The organism is Exilibacterium tricleocarpae (assembly GCF_007004655.1).
Lineage (GTDB): Bacteria > Pseudomonadota > Gammaproteobacteria > Pseudomonadales > Cellvibrionaceae > Exilibacterium > Exilibacterium tricleocarpae.
The window spans coordinates 83,307-98,458 of record NZ_ML660101.1 but is presented as its reverse complement, the minus strand read 5'-3'; the positions used below and the strand labels follow the sequence as shown (position 1 = coordinate 98,458).

Below are 15,152 nucleotides of genomic sequence, written 5' to 3'. Positions count from 1 at the left end.
TTTTATGTTTCGACATTTAGTCGTGCGCCCGCCGCAAGGATTGAGCCGACAAAAGTATGAATGTCACGAGACACACTTGTTTAGCACCAGATTAAAGAAACTCAACAAACTCTTTTAGCTTGGAGACCGTTTGGGGTAATTGCTGCTTTTGCAGGGTTCCAAGAAAATCATCCACCGCGATTACCGGATTTTTTAGTGCCAGGCGTTGAGCGCGTATAGCCTTACAACAGATTGCAGGCGCCATATCAATTTGATAATAGATAAAATCATCGGGATGAATAATATCAATGCTGTAAGGAGATAATGTCCCTTCTGGAAAGTCCTTTTTATTAAAAGTCACGATTGCATCGGCACTGCAGCGAATTGCTGCCGCCAACACGTGGTGATCATCAGGGTCGGGGAGGTTAAAACTATCTATCAGGTCCTCATAACCATAAACTTTGGCATCTCGAATATGAGCATCCGTCAACGCTTTAACATGCTCCAGCTTTTCTCGGGTGTGTTTGCCCTGGCGCAGTAGGGCCGCAATCCACTCTTCGTGAATGGCGTCGGTCCAGTGCGCTTTAAACAAATCGGTTAGCGCCAGGCGCATAAGCAAATCCCGCAACGGAGCGGGATATAATACATTAGCGTCATAAACTACCGAAAACTTCGCCACTGACTCAATACCCCAAGTCGTTTTCCTGAGAGAACGCAGTCAGTTCATCCAGCACTTCAGCACGTTGGCAATCACAACGCTCTTTATAAGCCAGTACATCATTGAGCAGCACTCTCCTATGAGCACCCACTTTCCGAAAAGGAATCTCGCCTTTCTCAAGCAAACCAACCAAGAACGGACGACTTACATTCAACAGGCTCGCAGCCTCCTGGGTACTCAACTCTTGATGGTGAGGAATTAGGCTGACGGCATTACCCTTAGACATCTCAGACAGCACATCCAGAAGTATTTGCAACACATGTCCAGGCAGCACCAAGTCATCGGACTCACCGTTGCATCCTCGCAGCGAGAGTTGGACCCTCTCGACATTCGTATACTTTGAGAGGGTGCGACTCGATACTTTCGCTTGCTCCACCTCTGCTGGCGTAGGTAGGTGGACTATTTTTTGAACGGGCATGGCGGACCTCAGCGTTTAGGGACTACTCGTGCTCTTGGAGGATACGGAGGGATACTAGCACAAACGAAATAAACGAAACAAAAATAGCATAGAAACTAAGGATATATTATAAAAATGTATCTTTTTATGTCTTTTTCCACTAAAACGATCTTTCTTATACTGATATGTAAATAAGGAAGGTTCAAGCCGTTTACCAGGGCTTCATACCCGTAAACGTTCCCATCTCGAAAACAGCTGCGGCAATCTACCGCATTCCCGCCTTACCGGGTTAATGCTAGCTTATGCGCCTTTTCACGGCGAGGCGACGCCAATGGGCCATCTGCAAAGCATAACGTTCATAACGTCAGTATTATCTACCGGCGTTTTACCACCGGCTTTAACGGCTGCTGAGAAAGATGCCTCCAGTTGGCGTATCGAAAATATGACCGTCATTGGCGACAGGTCGACAATCTATGCCGCCGAACACGCCACTGTTGCCAAAACAGATGTCCCCCTGATTGATTTATCCCAGTCAATACAGATACTTACCGAAGACCTCATCAGGGAGCAGCAGGGTTTAACCCTCTCCGAGATGCTCTACAACGTCTCCGGTGTAGTACCCAACAACCCCGCCGAAACCGTGCTCGCCAACCCACTGATGCGGGGTTTCGAGGCGGAAATCTTTGTCGACGGCCTGCTCGGCTACGGCGATACCGCGGTCATCGATCCATCGAGCCTGGTTGGCGTCGAACGCATCGAAGTAGCCAAGGGTCCCACATCGGTGTTGTACGGCGGCGGTACCGGCGCCCCCGTCGGCGGTCTGATCAATGTGGTGACCAAAACACCGAAACCCGAAGCGCGTTACGAGATCGGGCTCGCGGCAGGCAGCGACGCCCACGGCGCGGTGCAGTTGGATATCAACCAGCCGCTGACGGAAACCATGGGCCTGCGCATTGCCGCCGAGCGGCAGCAGTCGGACGACTTTATCGACAACGGCAATATCGAGCGGGTGGCCGTTTATCCATCGTTCGCTGCGCAACTGAGCAATAAGACCGACCTTATCCTGCGCAGCTTCTACACCAAAATTGAGCAACTGGAGTACACCGGTTTACCGGGCGCCGTTGCCGGCCTGCCCGGCGTTGACGCGTTTCAATTTCCCGGCGCAACGGATGCACCGCCAACCGAGATCGAAAATCAATCTGTCCATCTCACCCTGAATCACACCTTTAACGATACCTGGGCGGGCAACGTCCACATCCGTTATTTTGACAACCACTTCGACGAGTGGGCGACCTGGCTCCTTCCACTCGTACTGCGCCCACCGGCGGGCGCACCGCCCGGTACACCCGCAACCGTCGGCGAGTACACGGCAGGCGGTCTGTTAGTGGATACTGAAGAAATCACGGTTGATGCCAGTGTTACCGCAAAGCTCGCCTGGGGTGTGGCGGAACACAATTTCCTGATAGGTATGACGCTCGATGAGACTGAGTACGAGGGCTCATTTACCGCGCGCAATGTGGTCGGCACCCTCGACTACGCCGCGGGCGAGAACACATTGCGTTTCGACCCCGCTTTAGCGTGCTGTATTTTTACCGGTAATAACGAATACGCAACCGCCGCGCTGTATATTCAGGATCACATCACCCTGGCCGAGCGGGTTCATATTATGCTGAGCGCCCGTTACAGCCACTATGAGATCGTTGAAGACCAGGGGTTCGGTCCCAGCGCCGATGAAACTCTCAGGGAAGTGGACCCTAGAGTGGGCGTTTCCTACAGCCTGTCTGACAAGTTGTCGCTGTTCGCCGGCTTCGCCACCGGCTCGCGGCTGCCTCTGTTTTTCGGCGCCAACAGCCGCCCACCCCAACTTGAAGGCTCTGAGGCCTATGAGCTGGGTATTAAATTCAATACCGGCGCTGGCGGTTTATCCGGCACCCTTGCCGCCTACCAGATCACCAGGGACAACGTGCCGACATCAGATCCCGACAATCGAGGGTTTTCTATTCAAGGCGGCGAACTGGAAAGCCGGGGGGTGGAAGTCGATATGATCTGGGAACCCGATCCAAGCTTTTCACTGCTGGCCAATCTCGCCTATACCGATGCGGAAGTTACCAAGTCCATCGAATCTTTCGGCGCGCAATTCGAAGTTGGCAATTCCCTTGCGCGCGTCCCGGAAACCAGCGGCCGGATTGCCGCCCGCTACCGTTTTGTCGACGGCGTTCTGCAAGGCTTTGGGGTAGGAGCCGGCGTCACCTATGCCGGCGAGGCGCCGTTGACGGATGCCAATCGACTGGAGTCGGACAGTTACTCCGTGGTCGATTTACAGGCAGAGTATCAGCTCGGCAGCCAAGTGAGTCTGGCTCTGAAGATAGTCAATTTATTGGACGAGGATTATTTCACCCCCTACCAGTATTTTAATGACGAATTTGTCCGCCCCGGCCAGCCGCGAGCGGCTTATTTATCTGTGCGTGCTGAATTTTAGATCGTTATTTTTAGACAATCTCAGATAGGTGATACAAACATGAAACATCACTCATTGATCACTCGGGCAGTGCCTGTTCTGTTATTTATGCTGGCGCTGGCGGTCGATACCGCAGCCGGGGTGCCGGAGGCGAAAGACGTGTCAGCCTCGCAACCGCCGGCCCCACGTGATGCCCACGTCGCGGCTATGCAAGCCGTTGTCGGTACGCCAAAAACAATCATCAAATCCATCGGTATCCTGGTTTACGACGGCGTTAACATTCTCGATGTCACAGGTCCACGCTATGTGCTCGGCCAGATTATGGGCGCTAAAACCCAACTCATCAGTACCAAGCCCGGCCATATCAAAACCGTGATAGGAGTGGAACTGGTTCCCGACACGACTATCGATCGGGTTGAGGCGCTGGACATCCTGGTGATTCCCGGTGGTTTTGCCGAAACGCTGAAAAATGTCTACAACCGTGAACTCCACGACTGGATTCGCAAAATCGACAAAACGACCACCTATACCGCCAGCGTTTGCAGCGGCGGCTGGATTCTCGCCGGGACAGGCTTGCTCAAAGGCCGCAAGGCAACGACCAACTGGTATCGGGCCGAGCAGATGTTAACGAGATATGGCGTCGACTTTACCGGCGAACGCTTTACCCGGGATGGCAAATACTGGACATCCGCCGGTGTCACCGCCGGCATGGATATGTCGTTGGCCATCGTCAATGACATATGGGGCGAGAAATACACCCAGGGCGTCATGCTGGATATGGAGTATGATCCCGCACCGCCTGTAAGAGGTGGCAGTATCGAAAAAACCGACAAAGATGTACTGCAAATGATGACGCAGATGTACGATATGGGATTCCTGCCGATCATCGAACAGTTGGAAAAAAACGAGCCGTTGTAAACAGTCTCCGGTCACAAATGGCGTTCTCCAATCGTCACTGGATTGTAAGTTCGATGTAACGAGATAAAGGAAAACGCCTCATGAGTGACACTACAGCAGTAAAGTACGAGCAGGTAGTCCCCGATGTCCTCCAGTCCCTGGCCGGCATTCACGACACTATGGATACCCACGGCTTCGACCGCACCATACATCACCTGGTGCAATTGCGGGCCTCACAGATCAATCGCTGCGGTTTCTGTATCAAAATGCATATCCGCGAGGCGCGCCGGGACGGCGAGACCGACGAGCGCCTGGATCGGGTCATCGTCTGGGATCAGGTCGGCGACTTCACCGAGCCGGAACAGGCGGCCCTGGCCTGGACCGAAGCCCTGACCAGCCTCGACGCCGGCGTCGATCTGGGCGCACTGCGGGCGCGCCTGCGGAACCATTTTTCCGAGCCGGAGATCGGTATACTCACCGCTACGGTAGCTATGATCAATCTCTGGAACCGTATCAATATTTCGAGGCACTGAAATGGTTGATGCCAACGACACCCAGCGCTTCGAGCAGGCCCGGCCGCATCTGCTGGGCCTGGCCTATCGCATCCTGGGTTCACGGGCGGACGCCGAGGATGCCGTGCAAGACACCTTCCTGAAATGGGCCAACACCGATCGCACCCTGGTCGAGAACACCCGCGCCTGGTTGACCACCACCTGCACCCGCCGCTGTCTCGACCTGCTGCGCGCCACCCACCGCGCGCGGGTCAACTATGTGGGCAGCTGGCTGCCGGAACCGATACACACGGCCATCGACAACGAAGCGGAAGCCAAGCTGGACCTTGCCGGGTCGCTGACGACGGGCTTTCTGCTGATGCTCGAACGGCTGACGCCGAAGGAAAGAGCGGCTTACCTGCTGCACGAGGTATTCGACCACCCCTATGTCGAAGTGGCTGCGACCCTGGAGATACAAGAGGCGGCCTGCCGCAAGCTGGTCTCCAGGGCCAGAACCCGTATCGGCCGGGACCAGGCCCGCCATTTGACACCACTGGTGCGCCAGAGCGAGTTGCTGGCGGCGTTTGAAGTTGCCATTACCGAAGGCAGCACCGGCCGGCTCAGTGCCATGCTGGCGAGCGATGTACAGCTCACCGCCGACGGTGGCGGCAAGGTGGCGGCCATACGCGATAGCATTCACGGCAAGACCGGCGTTATGGCTTTCGTCTCACAACGTCTGCGCAACTACTGGGCCGATCTCCAGTGGCAGTGGATCGATATCAACGGCGCCCGCGGCGCCGTGCTGAAACGCGATGAAGCGGTTACCGCCGTTATCTCCTTTGCCTACGACCCGGTTGGCCAGGTCACCGCTATCTATATCGTGCGCAACCCGGACAAGCTCGCCCGCCTGGACGCCGTCGCGATTCACTAGCCCGGATATTGTCGAGATGTCGAACTAACCAGTTGGCGCGAAGATAATGAGTCTAAAATTCTATCCAGTGCGCAAAAGCCTCCCAGCGCCAGACTGATTGCCTGGGCAAGAGGATGCCGTGCGCCGGATTGATCCCGAATACCGACCGCAGGATACTTGCCCTACCGTCAAGGTAGCGGGCGCCGCCCGGAGGCAGCCGCGCCCGCACCGGGTACTCACAAATTCTTTTTGCAGTTTCTCAACAGCGCCCGGTACTCACGCCGCTGGGCGCGCAATTTATTGCCGCCCGGCTCCTTGTAACCGGACCAGAGTTTGCGTTTGATGGTGGCCAGTTTTTTCTCGTAGCGCGTGCAGTCAAGCGTTTTTTTTCGCACAGTTTTTTTCTTCTTTACCGGCTTGGACGTCGGCTTTTCAGCCGGGCGGACAACCGGTGCCGGGGTCATGTGCACAGGGGGCAAATCACTTTCCGCTACCGTCCCATAGTCCTGGTGCCGGGGTTTTTCGTCGCTCAGGTGTAGTTTGCCGTCCGCGTCGGTCCAACGGTAGATAACGGCGCCGGCCTCGACAGACCAGGCGAGGTGCACTGCCGCAACAATCACACCGGCGGCAATATTCTGTGTTAAGGGGTATCTGAAAGAGAGTTTTTGCATTTTAGACATCCTTGTCTGAATGGGTGGCGCTACCTCTGGCACACATCTGTGTGCCAAGCGCCCGAAAGTGTGTCCATACAGCCTGAAAAACCGGAGCCGGGAATCGGGCCACACTTGCAACCGCATCCCTGCGCTTGGGCCTGACTGCATGTCCGGTCCATGCTACAGGTTTTTTTATCTGTGTGTAAGGGCCTTCGCCGCTTGTATTGCAGTCCCGGCGCTTTCCTCCGCTTGCGCTATGCGCGTTTGAGTCTTGGCGCCTAGGGAGTCAGTGCTGTTCTCAACTCGCGCAGTGCGCGTTTGAGCTCACGGGTATTCTCCGCACCCATCCGCAGCAGTAATTTGTGGGTGGCCGGCAGTTTTTCCAAATCCGGATCGGCGTACTGATACAACACACTGGTCCTCACCAGCGGCAGTTCACCGTCGATCTCAGGGGCCGTCAACAAATTGTCTATCGCCCGCAGCAGTGTTGCATGGAAACCCGCCTTGGTTTGCGCAAGTTCTTCGTGCGCCGCCTGTAACAGCGGATAGTACTGGCGGTAAAGCACGGCGACATCCTGCATGTTAATCGCCCCCAGTAGCGCTACATAGGGATCGTAGCGCCGGTAGCTTGCGGCGGGCATGGTAAAGGTATTGCCGGTAACCTTGGTGGCAACGAATGCCTGCTTCGGCGGCACTATGGGTGGGTACTTGCGCGATAACTCACCGCGACTGGTGACATTGACGGCCAGCACAAATTTGCGAATCAATTCATCGGGCACCAGCCAGTCCGGCAGATTCGGGGACAGACCGGCGGCTAATTCCCGCGCCCGCTCGTCGCTGTTGTTTAGCGGTGGCAGTTCCACCGGGGGTTCCGCCTGCGCCTCGGCTTCGGCCTGCTCGGCAAAGCTGGGCGGCGGCGGTGTCTCCTGCTGCGAGTCAAGCTCGACTTGCGGCTCGGGTGCGGTATCCACCGGCGGCGCTACCGCAGTGGTATCGAGGATCTCGGATTCCCGGTCACGCTGGCTGGACCAGAAGTAAAAGCCCACCCCCACCAGCAACACCACCAGCATCCCCGCAGCGATGTAGACCGCCGGGCCGGGCAACCTGGGTGGTGCCGCCTCTTCGTTGTATTGGTTCATAGTAGTCCTACTTTTTACAGTTTATGGATGGCTTTTTTAGTCTGTGGATAGTCTGTATAGTTTACAGGTGACACCGGAACAACGAGTTTGCCCGCGTTGTCAGCGCCGGGATCGACTTCACAACAACCCACCCTCCCCATTTATCAGAGTGATATTAAACACCTGAGTTCCGGCAGCCCGAAACCCGCGGTGCATTATCGGGCCAATCCAAACCCCGGATTATTTATGTTCCCTCTTGGCCACAACCCTATTTTCGTGCTCAGTCAATCCACAAGCGTGGGCGATGGCCTGTTCCAGTTCACCGGCCAGCACCGGCTTATGCAGTAACTCAATGCCCGCCTCCTCCGCTTCGCGGAGCCGGTCCGGCGCTGTATCTCCGCTGATCAGGATAGCGGGAATACCCGGCAGCACCTTGCGAGCTTCACGCACGGTGGTGATGCCGTTGTCAGTGCCGCGCAGGCGAAAATCTACCAGTATGATATCAGGCCGCACGCGGTTTATCGCCGCCAGTGCCGCCTCGGTGCCGTCCGCCAGCAATACCCGGCAGTGCATACTTTCCAGCAGGGCTTTCATCCCCAGGCCCACTTCAACTTCATCGTCCACTACCAGGGCGCACAGATGCTCCCAGCTCAAGGTCGCAGCGGCTTGTTCCGATTTCCGGCACGACACAGGCTCAACCACCGGCATGGTCAGGCTGATCACAGTGCCGCCGCCGGCGGTAGACTCCATATCGAACTGCACAGTGAGCAGGTCCACCAGACGCCTGACGATCGCCAGCCCCAACCCCAGGCCCTTGGAGCGATCCCGCTCGGGATTATCCAACTGGTAGAATTCTTCGAACACCCGTACCTGTTCGGCTTCAGGAATACCGCGGCCGGTATCGGCGATAGTCAGGATGGCGTTGCCGGCTTCGATTTCCAGCGCCAGCTCCACCTTGCCGATCTCCGTGTATTTTATGGCGTTTGACAACAGGTTGCGCGCAATGCGTTCAAGTAATACCTCATCGGTTTTGACATGGGCATCGACCGGACAATCCAGCCACACGCTCAGCCCCTTGCTGCGCGCCGCCGGCATAAACTCTTCCTGCAGGCGCTCCGCCAGCAGGCGCAGGTTAAAGACCTGGTCGTTGACCTGTACCACACCGGCATCAAGCTTGGAGATATCCAGCAGCGAGTCCAACTGCGAGGCCAGCGCCTGCAGCGAGATATCCATGTGCTTGGCAATTTCGCGACTGGCGTCGTCCAGAGGCCGTTTAGCCAGGGCGCCGCAAAACAGTGACAGCGCGTGAATGGGCTGGCGCAGATCGTGGCTGGCGGAGGCGAGAAATCGCGTTTTCGCCCGGCTCGCCGCCTCGGCCTGGTCGAGCGCTTCCTGCAGTTGCAGATTCAAGGCCACCTGTCGTTTACGGATTTCAAACGACTCCTGAAACATTTTAAAACTGCTGCCGGCCAACACCACCATTACCGGACAGAAAAACAGAGTCATCACGGCGATGGAGACGCCGATCCAGCCTTCGACATTGGGGTTAAAGGCCCACAGCAGCGCCATGGGCATCAGCGTCGGTGCGATATAGGCAATCGAGATCGGCATATAGCCGGCGGCGGTCACCACCGAGATAGAACTGATGCCCATCAATATCATCGACACCACCGCCTGCTGCATATCGGTCAGCAGCGGAAAAAACAGCAGTGAGATGCCGTGGGAGACACCGTTGAGGGCGCTCAGCATGACTGCAATCCGCAGTCGCAGTTTCTCGCTGAGATAATCCATCTCCGGCAAGCGGGCCAGCAGCAGCGAACGCCCCACCAGCACCAGGGCCACCCAGGCGAGCCAGGCACCCCAGTACCAGGGCGACAGCTTGCCGGCGACAAAGGCGGCAATAATGCCCATAGAGATAAATACCGGAATCGGCCCCAGCACATCCTGCCTGGCCAGCAGGCGCAGCAACTCGAGCTTGATACTTGTGGCGGGTGCGTTGAGTAGCGGCGATACCATCTGATTCCGTCCTATCCCTAACAGGTAATACTTTCCAAGTGCGCCGTTGGCCGATTATCCCGGCCCGGCAAAAGCGGCATCAGCGGTAAGCCCGATTATCCGGTCTTTTTGTTATATCTTACGCGCTTTTTACCGGATTTTTTTTCGGCAAACAATAGGCGTCTGTTAGGATGAGCGCCGGGGAACCGTCACGGCAGTCCCCGGCAGAAGTCCGCAAATCCTCCTAAACTTGAGAAAATCCTTGTCATCCAGGCGCAGCCCACCCATGACCGCCAGTATACTTATCGTCGAAGACAACCCGGACAATTGTCAGTTAGTTACCTGGATTCTGGAGGACGAGGGCTACCAGGTCACCCCCGCCGCCTGTGCCGAGGAGGGCATTCGCAAGTTGCTCGAAACCCCGTTCGATATCGTCCTGATGGATATTTCGCTGCCGGGCATGGACGGCAAACAGGCCACCACGCATATCCGCGCCATGGACGGGTTTCAGAAGCTGCCCATTATCGCTCTGACCGCCCACGCCATTAAGGGGGAACACGAGGCCATCCTGAGCGCCGGTGTGACGGACCTGCTCACCAAGCCGCTCGATGAGAGTCTGTTACTGGCGTGCATTGAGCGGCATTTGCAGCAGCCCGGTTAGAGCGCCACCTGGACGACACTAGGGCCTGTTGACACGCATTCAGCTGGCTCTGTTGGGCCGAAAGAGCGCTAATCCGGTGATGCGCGCGAGGAGCGTGGTTTGGGTATCCCAAATGCGTGACGCGTCCTAACCCGCCGGCACTTCCACCAGGCACAGATTGCGCCCCTCCTCCTTGGCTCGATAAAGCAGGCGGTCGGCCCGTGCAAACACGGATTCCACGCTGTCGTCATCGCGAAATTCTTCCACCCCTATGGAGAGGGTGACCTCCACCGGCTGCTCTTTGAAACGAAACGGCGTCTGGGCAATGGCGGCGCGAATTTTGTCCAGCAGCAGGTGGGCATCCGCGGCGCCGGTCTCCGGCAGCAGCACCACAAACTCCTCACCGCCGTAGCGGGCGATAAAGTCGACTTCGCGCAGCCGCTTGGCCAGTGCCCGGCTCAACACCTTGAGCACCCGATCGCCGGCCTGGTGACCATAGGTATCGTTGATCACCTTGAAGCGGTCGATATCGCATACTGCCAGACTCAGGGGATTGCGGTAACGCCGCCAGCGCTGGAACTCCATATGAGCCCTTTCATTGTAGGCTTCACGGTTAGGCAGCTCTGTAAGGGGGTCCTGCAGCGCCCGGCGGCGCTGTTCCTCAAAGTCCTGTTTGTGTTGCTGCGCCTGGGTCTCCACGGTTTCGAGACGCTGTATCAACGCCTTCAACTGCTCCGCCAGCGGCGGCTCCGGCGCCTGCGGGCGGTCCTGCTCGCGCGCTTGGAACTGGTCGAGAGCCGCCTGGATCGACAGCACATGGGCGTTTACCTGGGCTTTGAGCGCATCCATGTCGCCGGCCTGGGTCAGCGAGGTGCTCAGCGTGGCGACCTGGTCGCGCACATCGTCTTGCAGGTCGGCGGCAGCCCGGTGCAGCCGCTGCTCGGCGTCGACGGCGATGCCCAGGGCCTCACAGACCGCCAACAGGTCCGCATCCAGCGCTTGCAGATAGTCCTCGAACGTCTGATTGGCGGCGAGATAGGCCTGCATCACCAGATCCCGCACGTCTTCCAGGGTCGGGACCAACTCGTACCAATTGAGGCCGCGATCGATGCGCTGCCTGGCATTGGCGACTTTCTGCTGCACGCAGGGCACGGGTTCGACGTTGTCGAGCAGCTCCGTCAATACGGCAGTCACTCTGTCGGAAATGCGCGAGAAGGCGGGTTCGTGTCGAGGGCGTTCAAATACACCTCGCGTTTCCTCGCCGGCCTCAACGCCGGCGGCGGCCGACCGGGCTTGCGAGTCGTTTTCCGGCAAGTCTTCGAACTCTCCTTCGATGACTCTGCCGACAACGCCAGGGTCGGCGGCGCCGGCGGGATCGGGGGTGGGGGACGCAGCCGACTCGAGTACTTCACCCTCGTCGACTTCATCGGCTTCCACCACGGGTGCCGGGCCGCTACTGCGCAGGCGCTGCCACAGACCGGGTTTCGGCGGTGCCGCGGCGGTCAGGGCTGCAAGGGCGTCGGCCTGTAAGCGAGACAGTTGCTGCAGGGCCGGCGGCAGTTCCTGCAGGTGACCCAGGCGTGCCTTCAGACCGCCGCTGAACTGTTTGAGTTCGCGCTTCAGCGGTGCCGGCAGCGCCAGGCCCTGTAATTGTTTGCTGAGTTGGGCCAGCGCTTTGACCGTCTGCACAGTACGCTGGCGGCGCTGGGTTTCGAAGGTTTTGACGCCGTCGTCCACCAGCACCAGACACCGCTGTAGTTGGGCTTGCGGCACCTGATGGCGCAGCGCATCGCGCAATCCCTTCAACACCCGGTCCAGCTCTTTATCCAGGCCGTCGGCGCTGAGGCTGACACGCGCCAGGGCCCGGGTCAGCAGCTCGCGCTGCTGGCCAGCCTGTTGCTGGTAGCGATCCTGTTGTTCGAGGGCGCGCAGATATTTGTCACGCCAGGGATTGACACCGGGTTCAGCCATGGGGTTAAGCTCGCGCTGCTGTTTAGGCAATTATAGACACCGGTATTGATACAGATGATCAATACCGGCGCGAACGGGAGCTGGAGCGGGCCTCGAGCGGGCCCGGCGGGCGTTTAACTGCGCTGGGCGCGCAACTTGTCGATCAAATAGTCAACGACTTTCAGCATTTCATCGTGGCCGCCGGCATTGCGGGCACTGACCCGGTACTGGCCGTTGACCACCATTTCCGGTGTGCCGGTGATCTGGTAGCCGCGAGTTCGGGCGACAGCCTGCTTGACTTGGCTGTTGACCCCGAAAGACTCAAATGTCTTGTCAAATGTCTCTCTGTCGACTCCGTGCGCGGCAAACAGCTCGCCGACTTCATCGGCGTTCAGCAGTCTTTTCTTCTCAATATTCAGCGCCCGAAACAGCGGCTCGTGCACCTTGTCCAATACACCCAGGGCTTTGGCGGTATAGAAAGCCCGCGCGTGGACCTCCATATTGCGGTTCCACATAGCCGGCGTCGCAACGAATTTGACATCGTCTGACTGGGTCTTGAGCCACTCTTTCAACTTCGGTTCAAACATAAAGCAGTGGCTACAGCCGTACCAGAACACCTCGGTCACCTCGATCCTGGTGGGATCGGTGGTCCGCACCGGCTCATCGATAGCGATATAGTGCTTACCCTCCTGGTACTTGCTGGGAGCCTCCTGGGCACAGGCGAGTAGGGGTACGATAAAACCGAGCAATAACACTAGGCTACGCATATATTCACTCCAAGTTCACAAGTCTGTCTTAAACGCTTATCTCAAATTCCGGGGGATGCAATGCTAGAACTAGAGACCCGCCGACGGCGGGCAAAGTTTCAATTCAGACCGGCTATATAGTTGGCTACCGCGGTTATTTCCGCATCGGTCATATGTTCTGCGACCTGGCGCATGGTTTGCTGGTCGCCGTCATTGGTGCGCTCGCCACCGCGAAAGGCGCGCAGTTGCTTGGCGATATAGTCGGCATACTGGCCGCCGAGGCGCGGGTAGCCGGCCGGGTCATTGCCCATACCGGTGGGAGAGTGGCAGCCGGTACAGGCGGGCACGCCGGTTTCCAGGTTGCCGGCCCGGTAGACCTGAGCGCCCAATTTCAGACCGTCGGTCTCGACACCGGAACCCAGCCGCACCTTGATGTCTTTGGCGCCGGCCAACTGCATGGCGTTGCCGTCATAAAAAGCCGCGATATCGCGCAGGTCCTGCTCGGACATATTATCCAACAGCCCCGTCATTTCAACCACCGGGCGGGCACCGCTTTTGATATCACGCAGTTGCTTATACAGGTACTTCTCGCCCAGACCAGCCAGTTTGGGGAAGTTGGGCGCGGGGCTGTTGCCGTCGCTGCCGTGACAGGCGACACAGGTGCCCGCCTTGCTTTCTCCCGCCGCGGCATCTCCGGCGGCAGCGCCCTGGGCGAAAGCCGCCAGGCTTAAACTTATCAACGCGTATTTTAATACTCTTTTCATTGGCTAATCCGTAATCACCTGATAGCTTGTAGACCCGCTTCTCGATCGGGCCGGGTCTGACCTGGAGTCGATAGATAGTTTTTCAATTATGGCAGGCTATTGCGCGGGCCGCCCAATCGTCGCGCGCGGGCATTCGGGTGCGACCGGCAAAGCCGCGACATTATATACTAACGATCTGATAACACACTATTTTTACCGGACCCCATGACCAGCCACCCCTCTGACACCGCCTCCGACCCGGCCATTGCCATCGACTTCAACCGGGCCCGCTTTACCCTGAGTGCACCCGACATCCGCAAATGCCCGCCGGAGACCGGCGCCGAGGTCGCCTTTGCCGGCCGCTCCAACGCCGGCAAATCCAGCGCCATCAATGCCCTGACCAATAACACCAAGCTGGCCCGGACCAGCAAAACGCCGGGCCGCACCCAGTTGCTCAATTTTTTTGCACTCTCCGATACCCAGCGCCTGGTGGACCTGCCCGGCTACGGCTACGCCAAGGTGCCACTGGCGATGAAGCGCCGCTGGGAACAGGACCTGTCGGAGTATCTGCAGCAGCGCAAGTGCTTGAGAGGGCTGGTACTGGTGATGGATATCCGCCGCCCGCTGCAGGCGTTCGACACCACCATGATCAACTGGGCGGTGGCCGGCGAAATGCCGGTGCATATTCTGCTCACCAAGGCGGACAAGCTGAAAAGAGGCCCCGCCGCCAATACACTGCAGGCGGTGCGCCGGCACCTGCAGGAGGCCCGGGTCGATGACCTGGTGAGTGTGCAGACGTTCTCAGCACTGAAGAAAACCGGGATCGACACCCTGAAGCAAACACTTACAAACTGGCTAAGGCACGACTTAGAGAAGTAGGGGCTAGAGGACGAAACCTAGTGCTTCAACAAATAAAGATGTTCACCCGAAACGGGCTTAGGTGTCCTTAGCTGACCCGGTCTCGATCCGGGGGGGGCGCCTAGCCTATGGCCTTTCGGGACACGTCGTGAATACATCCCTGTAGACTCTACGCCAGCATCCCTGCTGGCGAAGGTCCCAAAAGGCCATAGGCTAGGCGCCCCCCCCGGATCGAGACCTCAGTGCAGCCGACGTGAAAATCTTCTCTGATCAAAGCACTGGAAGGCAAAACATGGCGAGCAAAACCCGGAAAAACCGGAACCCCGGTGTATAAAAAAACCCGGCAGTCTTGGGGAAACTACCGGGTCAAAGGCCGGCACCCTTGGGGCAAAGTACCGGTCAGTCAGTTCGTCAGCGGCTCACCTCTAAGGGCCGCAGTTTGGTTAGACGTCAGTTCCGCCTGTGGGTTCCTCAGACCTGAACCGGCACCAATCGCGGCGCAAAAAAAAGCCCTAACAGAAGTAGTTAGGGCCGCTTTGCTGATGCTTGGAGAAGCTAAGCGTGGCGATTTACGCCATTTTCAAGGGAGAGCAAGACAT

The 15,152-nt window shown here is 57.7% G+C and carries 14 protein-coding genes; 6 read left to right on the top strand and 8 right to left on the bottom strand.

Annotated elements, in window-relative coordinates; genetic code table 11:
• Nucleotides 1-91 precede the first annotated feature (91 nt).
• Both FKG94_RS20685 and FKG94_RS20680 read right to left on the bottom strand, forming a co-directional pair.
• Nucleotides 92-658 carry a PIN domain-containing protein gene (locus tag FKG94_RS20685; RefSeq protein ID WP_142928849.1) on the bottom strand — a complete coding sequence of 189 codons (567 nt, stop codon included), beginning with the start codon at nt 656-658 and terminating at the stop codon, nt 92-94.
• 4 nt (nt 659-662) lie between these two features.
• Nucleotides 663-1,115 carry a helix-turn-helix domain-containing protein gene (locus FKG94_RS20680; protein ID WP_142928848.1) on the bottom strand — a complete coding sequence of 151 codons (453 nt, stop codon included), beginning with the start codon at nt 1,113-1,115 and terminating at the stop codon, nt 663-665.
• 421 nt (nt 1,116-1,536) lie between these two features.
• On the opposite strand from FKG94_RS20680, the gene FKG94_RS20675 reads away from it, so the two are divergent.
• The 4 genes from FKG94_RS20675 (at nt 1,537) to sigJ (ending at nt 5,871) form a co-directional block, all read left to right on the top strand.
• Entirely contained in the window at nt 1,537-3,573 is a 2,037-nt protein-coding gene (locus FKG94_RS20675; RefSeq protein ID WP_179957742.1) for a TonB-dependent siderophore receptor, read from the top strand.
• A gap of 39 nt (nt 3,574-3,612) precedes the next feature.
• A complete protein-coding gene (locus FKG94_RS20670) occupies nt 3,613-4,470 on the top strand; it encodes a DJ-1/PfpI family protein (protein ID WP_142928846.1) in 858 nt (285 codons plus the stop codon).
• 80 nt (nt 4,471-4,550) lie between these two features.
• Nucleotides 4,551-4,982 carry a carboxymuconolactone decarboxylase family protein gene (locus FKG94_RS20665; RefSeq protein ID WP_142928845.1) on the top strand — a complete coding sequence of 144 codons (432 nt, stop codon included), beginning with the start codon at nt 4,551-4,553 and terminating at the stop codon, nt 4,980-4,982.
• 1 nt (nt 4,983) lies between these two features.
• On the top strand, nt 4,984-5,871 hold the full coding sequence (sigJ, locus tag FKG94_RS20660) for an RNA polymerase sigma factor SigJ (protein WP_142928844.1): 888 nt from the start codon (nt 4,984-4,986) through the stop codon (nt 5,869-5,871).
• A 215-nt stretch (nt 5,872-6,086) separates the two neighbouring features.
• Here the strand turns inward: sigJ and FKG94_RS20655 are convergent, their stop codons facing one another.
• The 3 genes from FKG94_RS20655 to FKG94_RS20645 all read right to left on the bottom strand — a co-directional run bounded on the left by FKG94_RS20655 (nt 6,087) and on the right by FKG94_RS20645 (nt 9,637).
• Entirely contained in the window at nt 6,087-6,521 is a 435-nt protein-coding gene (locus FKG94_RS20655) for a DUF4124 domain-containing protein (protein WP_179957741.1), read from the bottom strand.
• A gap of 260 nt (nt 6,522-6,781) precedes the next feature.
• Nucleotides 6,782-7,642, bottom strand: coding sequence for a DUF3014 domain-containing protein (locus FKG94_RS20650; protein ID WP_142928842.1), 861 nt, complete (start codon nt 7,640-7,642; stop codon nt 6,782-6,784).
• Nucleotides 7,643-7,861: 219 nt separating this feature from the next.
• On the bottom strand, nt 7,862-9,637 hold the full coding sequence (locus tag FKG94_RS20645) for an ATP-binding response regulator (RefSeq protein ID WP_142928841.1): 1,776 nt from the start codon (nt 9,635-9,637) through the stop codon (nt 7,862-7,864).
• 265 nt (nt 9,638-9,902) lie between these two features.
• Between FKG94_RS20645 and FKG94_RS20640 the strand changes: the two genes are divergently transcribed.
• The gene (locus FKG94_RS20640) at nt 9,903-10,277 is read left to right on the top strand and encodes a response regulator (RefSeq protein WP_142928840.1); all 375 of its coding nucleotides are present in this window, start codon (nt 9,903-9,905) and stop codon (nt 10,275-10,277) included.
• 126 nt (nt 10,278-10,403) lie between these two features.
• Here the strand turns inward: FKG94_RS20640 and FKG94_RS20635 are convergent, their stop codons facing one another.
• The 3 genes from FKG94_RS20635 to FKG94_RS20625 form a co-directional block, all read right to left on the bottom strand.
• On the bottom strand, nt 10,404-12,257 hold the full coding sequence (locus FKG94_RS20635) for a GGDEF domain-containing protein (protein WP_142928839.1): 1,854 nt from the start codon (nt 12,255-12,257) through the stop codon (nt 10,404-10,406).
• 83 nt (nt 12,258-12,340) lie between these two features.
• On the bottom strand, nt 12,341-12,973 hold the full coding sequence (locus tag FKG94_RS20630; protein WP_142928838.1) for a thiol:disulfide interchange protein DsbA/DsbL: 633 nt from the start codon (nt 12,971-12,973) through the stop codon (nt 12,341-12,343).
• Nucleotides 12,974-13,071: 98 nt separating this feature from the next.
• Nucleotides 13,072-13,716 (bottom strand): c-type cytochrome, encoded by a 645-nt coding sequence (locus tag FKG94_RS20625; protein WP_142928837.1) that lies wholly within the window; start codon nt 13,714-13,716, stop codon nt 13,072-13,074.
• Nucleotides 13,717-13,920: 204 nt separating this feature from the next.
• On the opposite strand from FKG94_RS20625, the gene yihA reads away from it, so the two are divergent.
• Nucleotides 13,921-14,574, top strand: coding sequence for a ribosome biogenesis GTP-binding protein YihA/YsxC (gene yihA / locus FKG94_RS20620; RefSeq protein WP_142928836.1), 654 nt, complete (start codon nt 13,921-13,923; stop codon nt 14,572-14,574).
• Nucleotides 14,575-15,152: the final 578 nt, after the last annotated feature.

Coding starts and splice junctions, on each gene's coding strand:
- FKG94_RS20680 (WP_142928848.1), bottom strand. CDS start 1,115: ATGCCCGTTCAAAAAATAGTCCACCTACCTACGCCAGCAGAGGTGGAG.
- FKG94_RS20675 (WP_179957742.1), top strand. CDS start 1,537: ATGACCGTCATTGGCGACAGGTCGACAATCTATGCCGCCGAACACGCC.
- FKG94_RS20670 (WP_142928846.1), top strand. CDS start 3,613: ATGAAACATCACTCATTGATCACTCGGGCAGTGCCTGTTCTGTTATTT.
- FKG94_RS20665 (WP_142928845.1), top strand. CDS start 4,551: ATGAGTGACACTACAGCAGTAAAGTACGAGCAGGTAGTCCCCGATGTC.
- sigJ (WP_142928844.1), top strand. CDS start 4,984: ATGGTTGATGCCAACGACACCCAGCGCTTCGAGCAGGCCCGGCCGCAT.
- FKG94_RS20655 (WP_179957741.1), bottom strand. CDS start 6,521: ATGCAAAAACTCTCTTTCAGATACCCCTTAACACAGAATATTGCCGCC.
- FKG94_RS20650 (WP_142928842.1), bottom strand. CDS start 7,642: ATGAACCAATACAACGAAGAGGCGGCACCACCCAGGTTGCCCGGCCCG.
- FKG94_RS20645 (WP_142928841.1), bottom strand. CDS start 9,637: ATGGTATCGCCGCTACTCAACGCACCCGCCACAAGTATCAAGCTCGAG.
- FKG94_RS20640 (WP_142928840.1), top strand. CDS start 9,903: ATGACCGCCAGTATACTTATCGTCGAAGACAACCCGGACAATTGTCAG.
- FKG94_RS20630 (WP_142928838.1), bottom strand. CDS start 12,973: ATGCGTAGCCTAGTGTTATTGCTCGGTTTTATCGTACCCCTACTCGCC.
- FKG94_RS20625 (WP_142928837.1), bottom strand. CDS start 13,716: ATGAAAAGAGTATTAAAATACGCGTTGATAAGTTTAAGCCTGGCGGCT.
- yihA (WP_142928836.1), top strand. CDS start 13,921: ATGACCAGCCACCCCTCTGACACCGCCTCCGACCCGGCCATTGCCATC.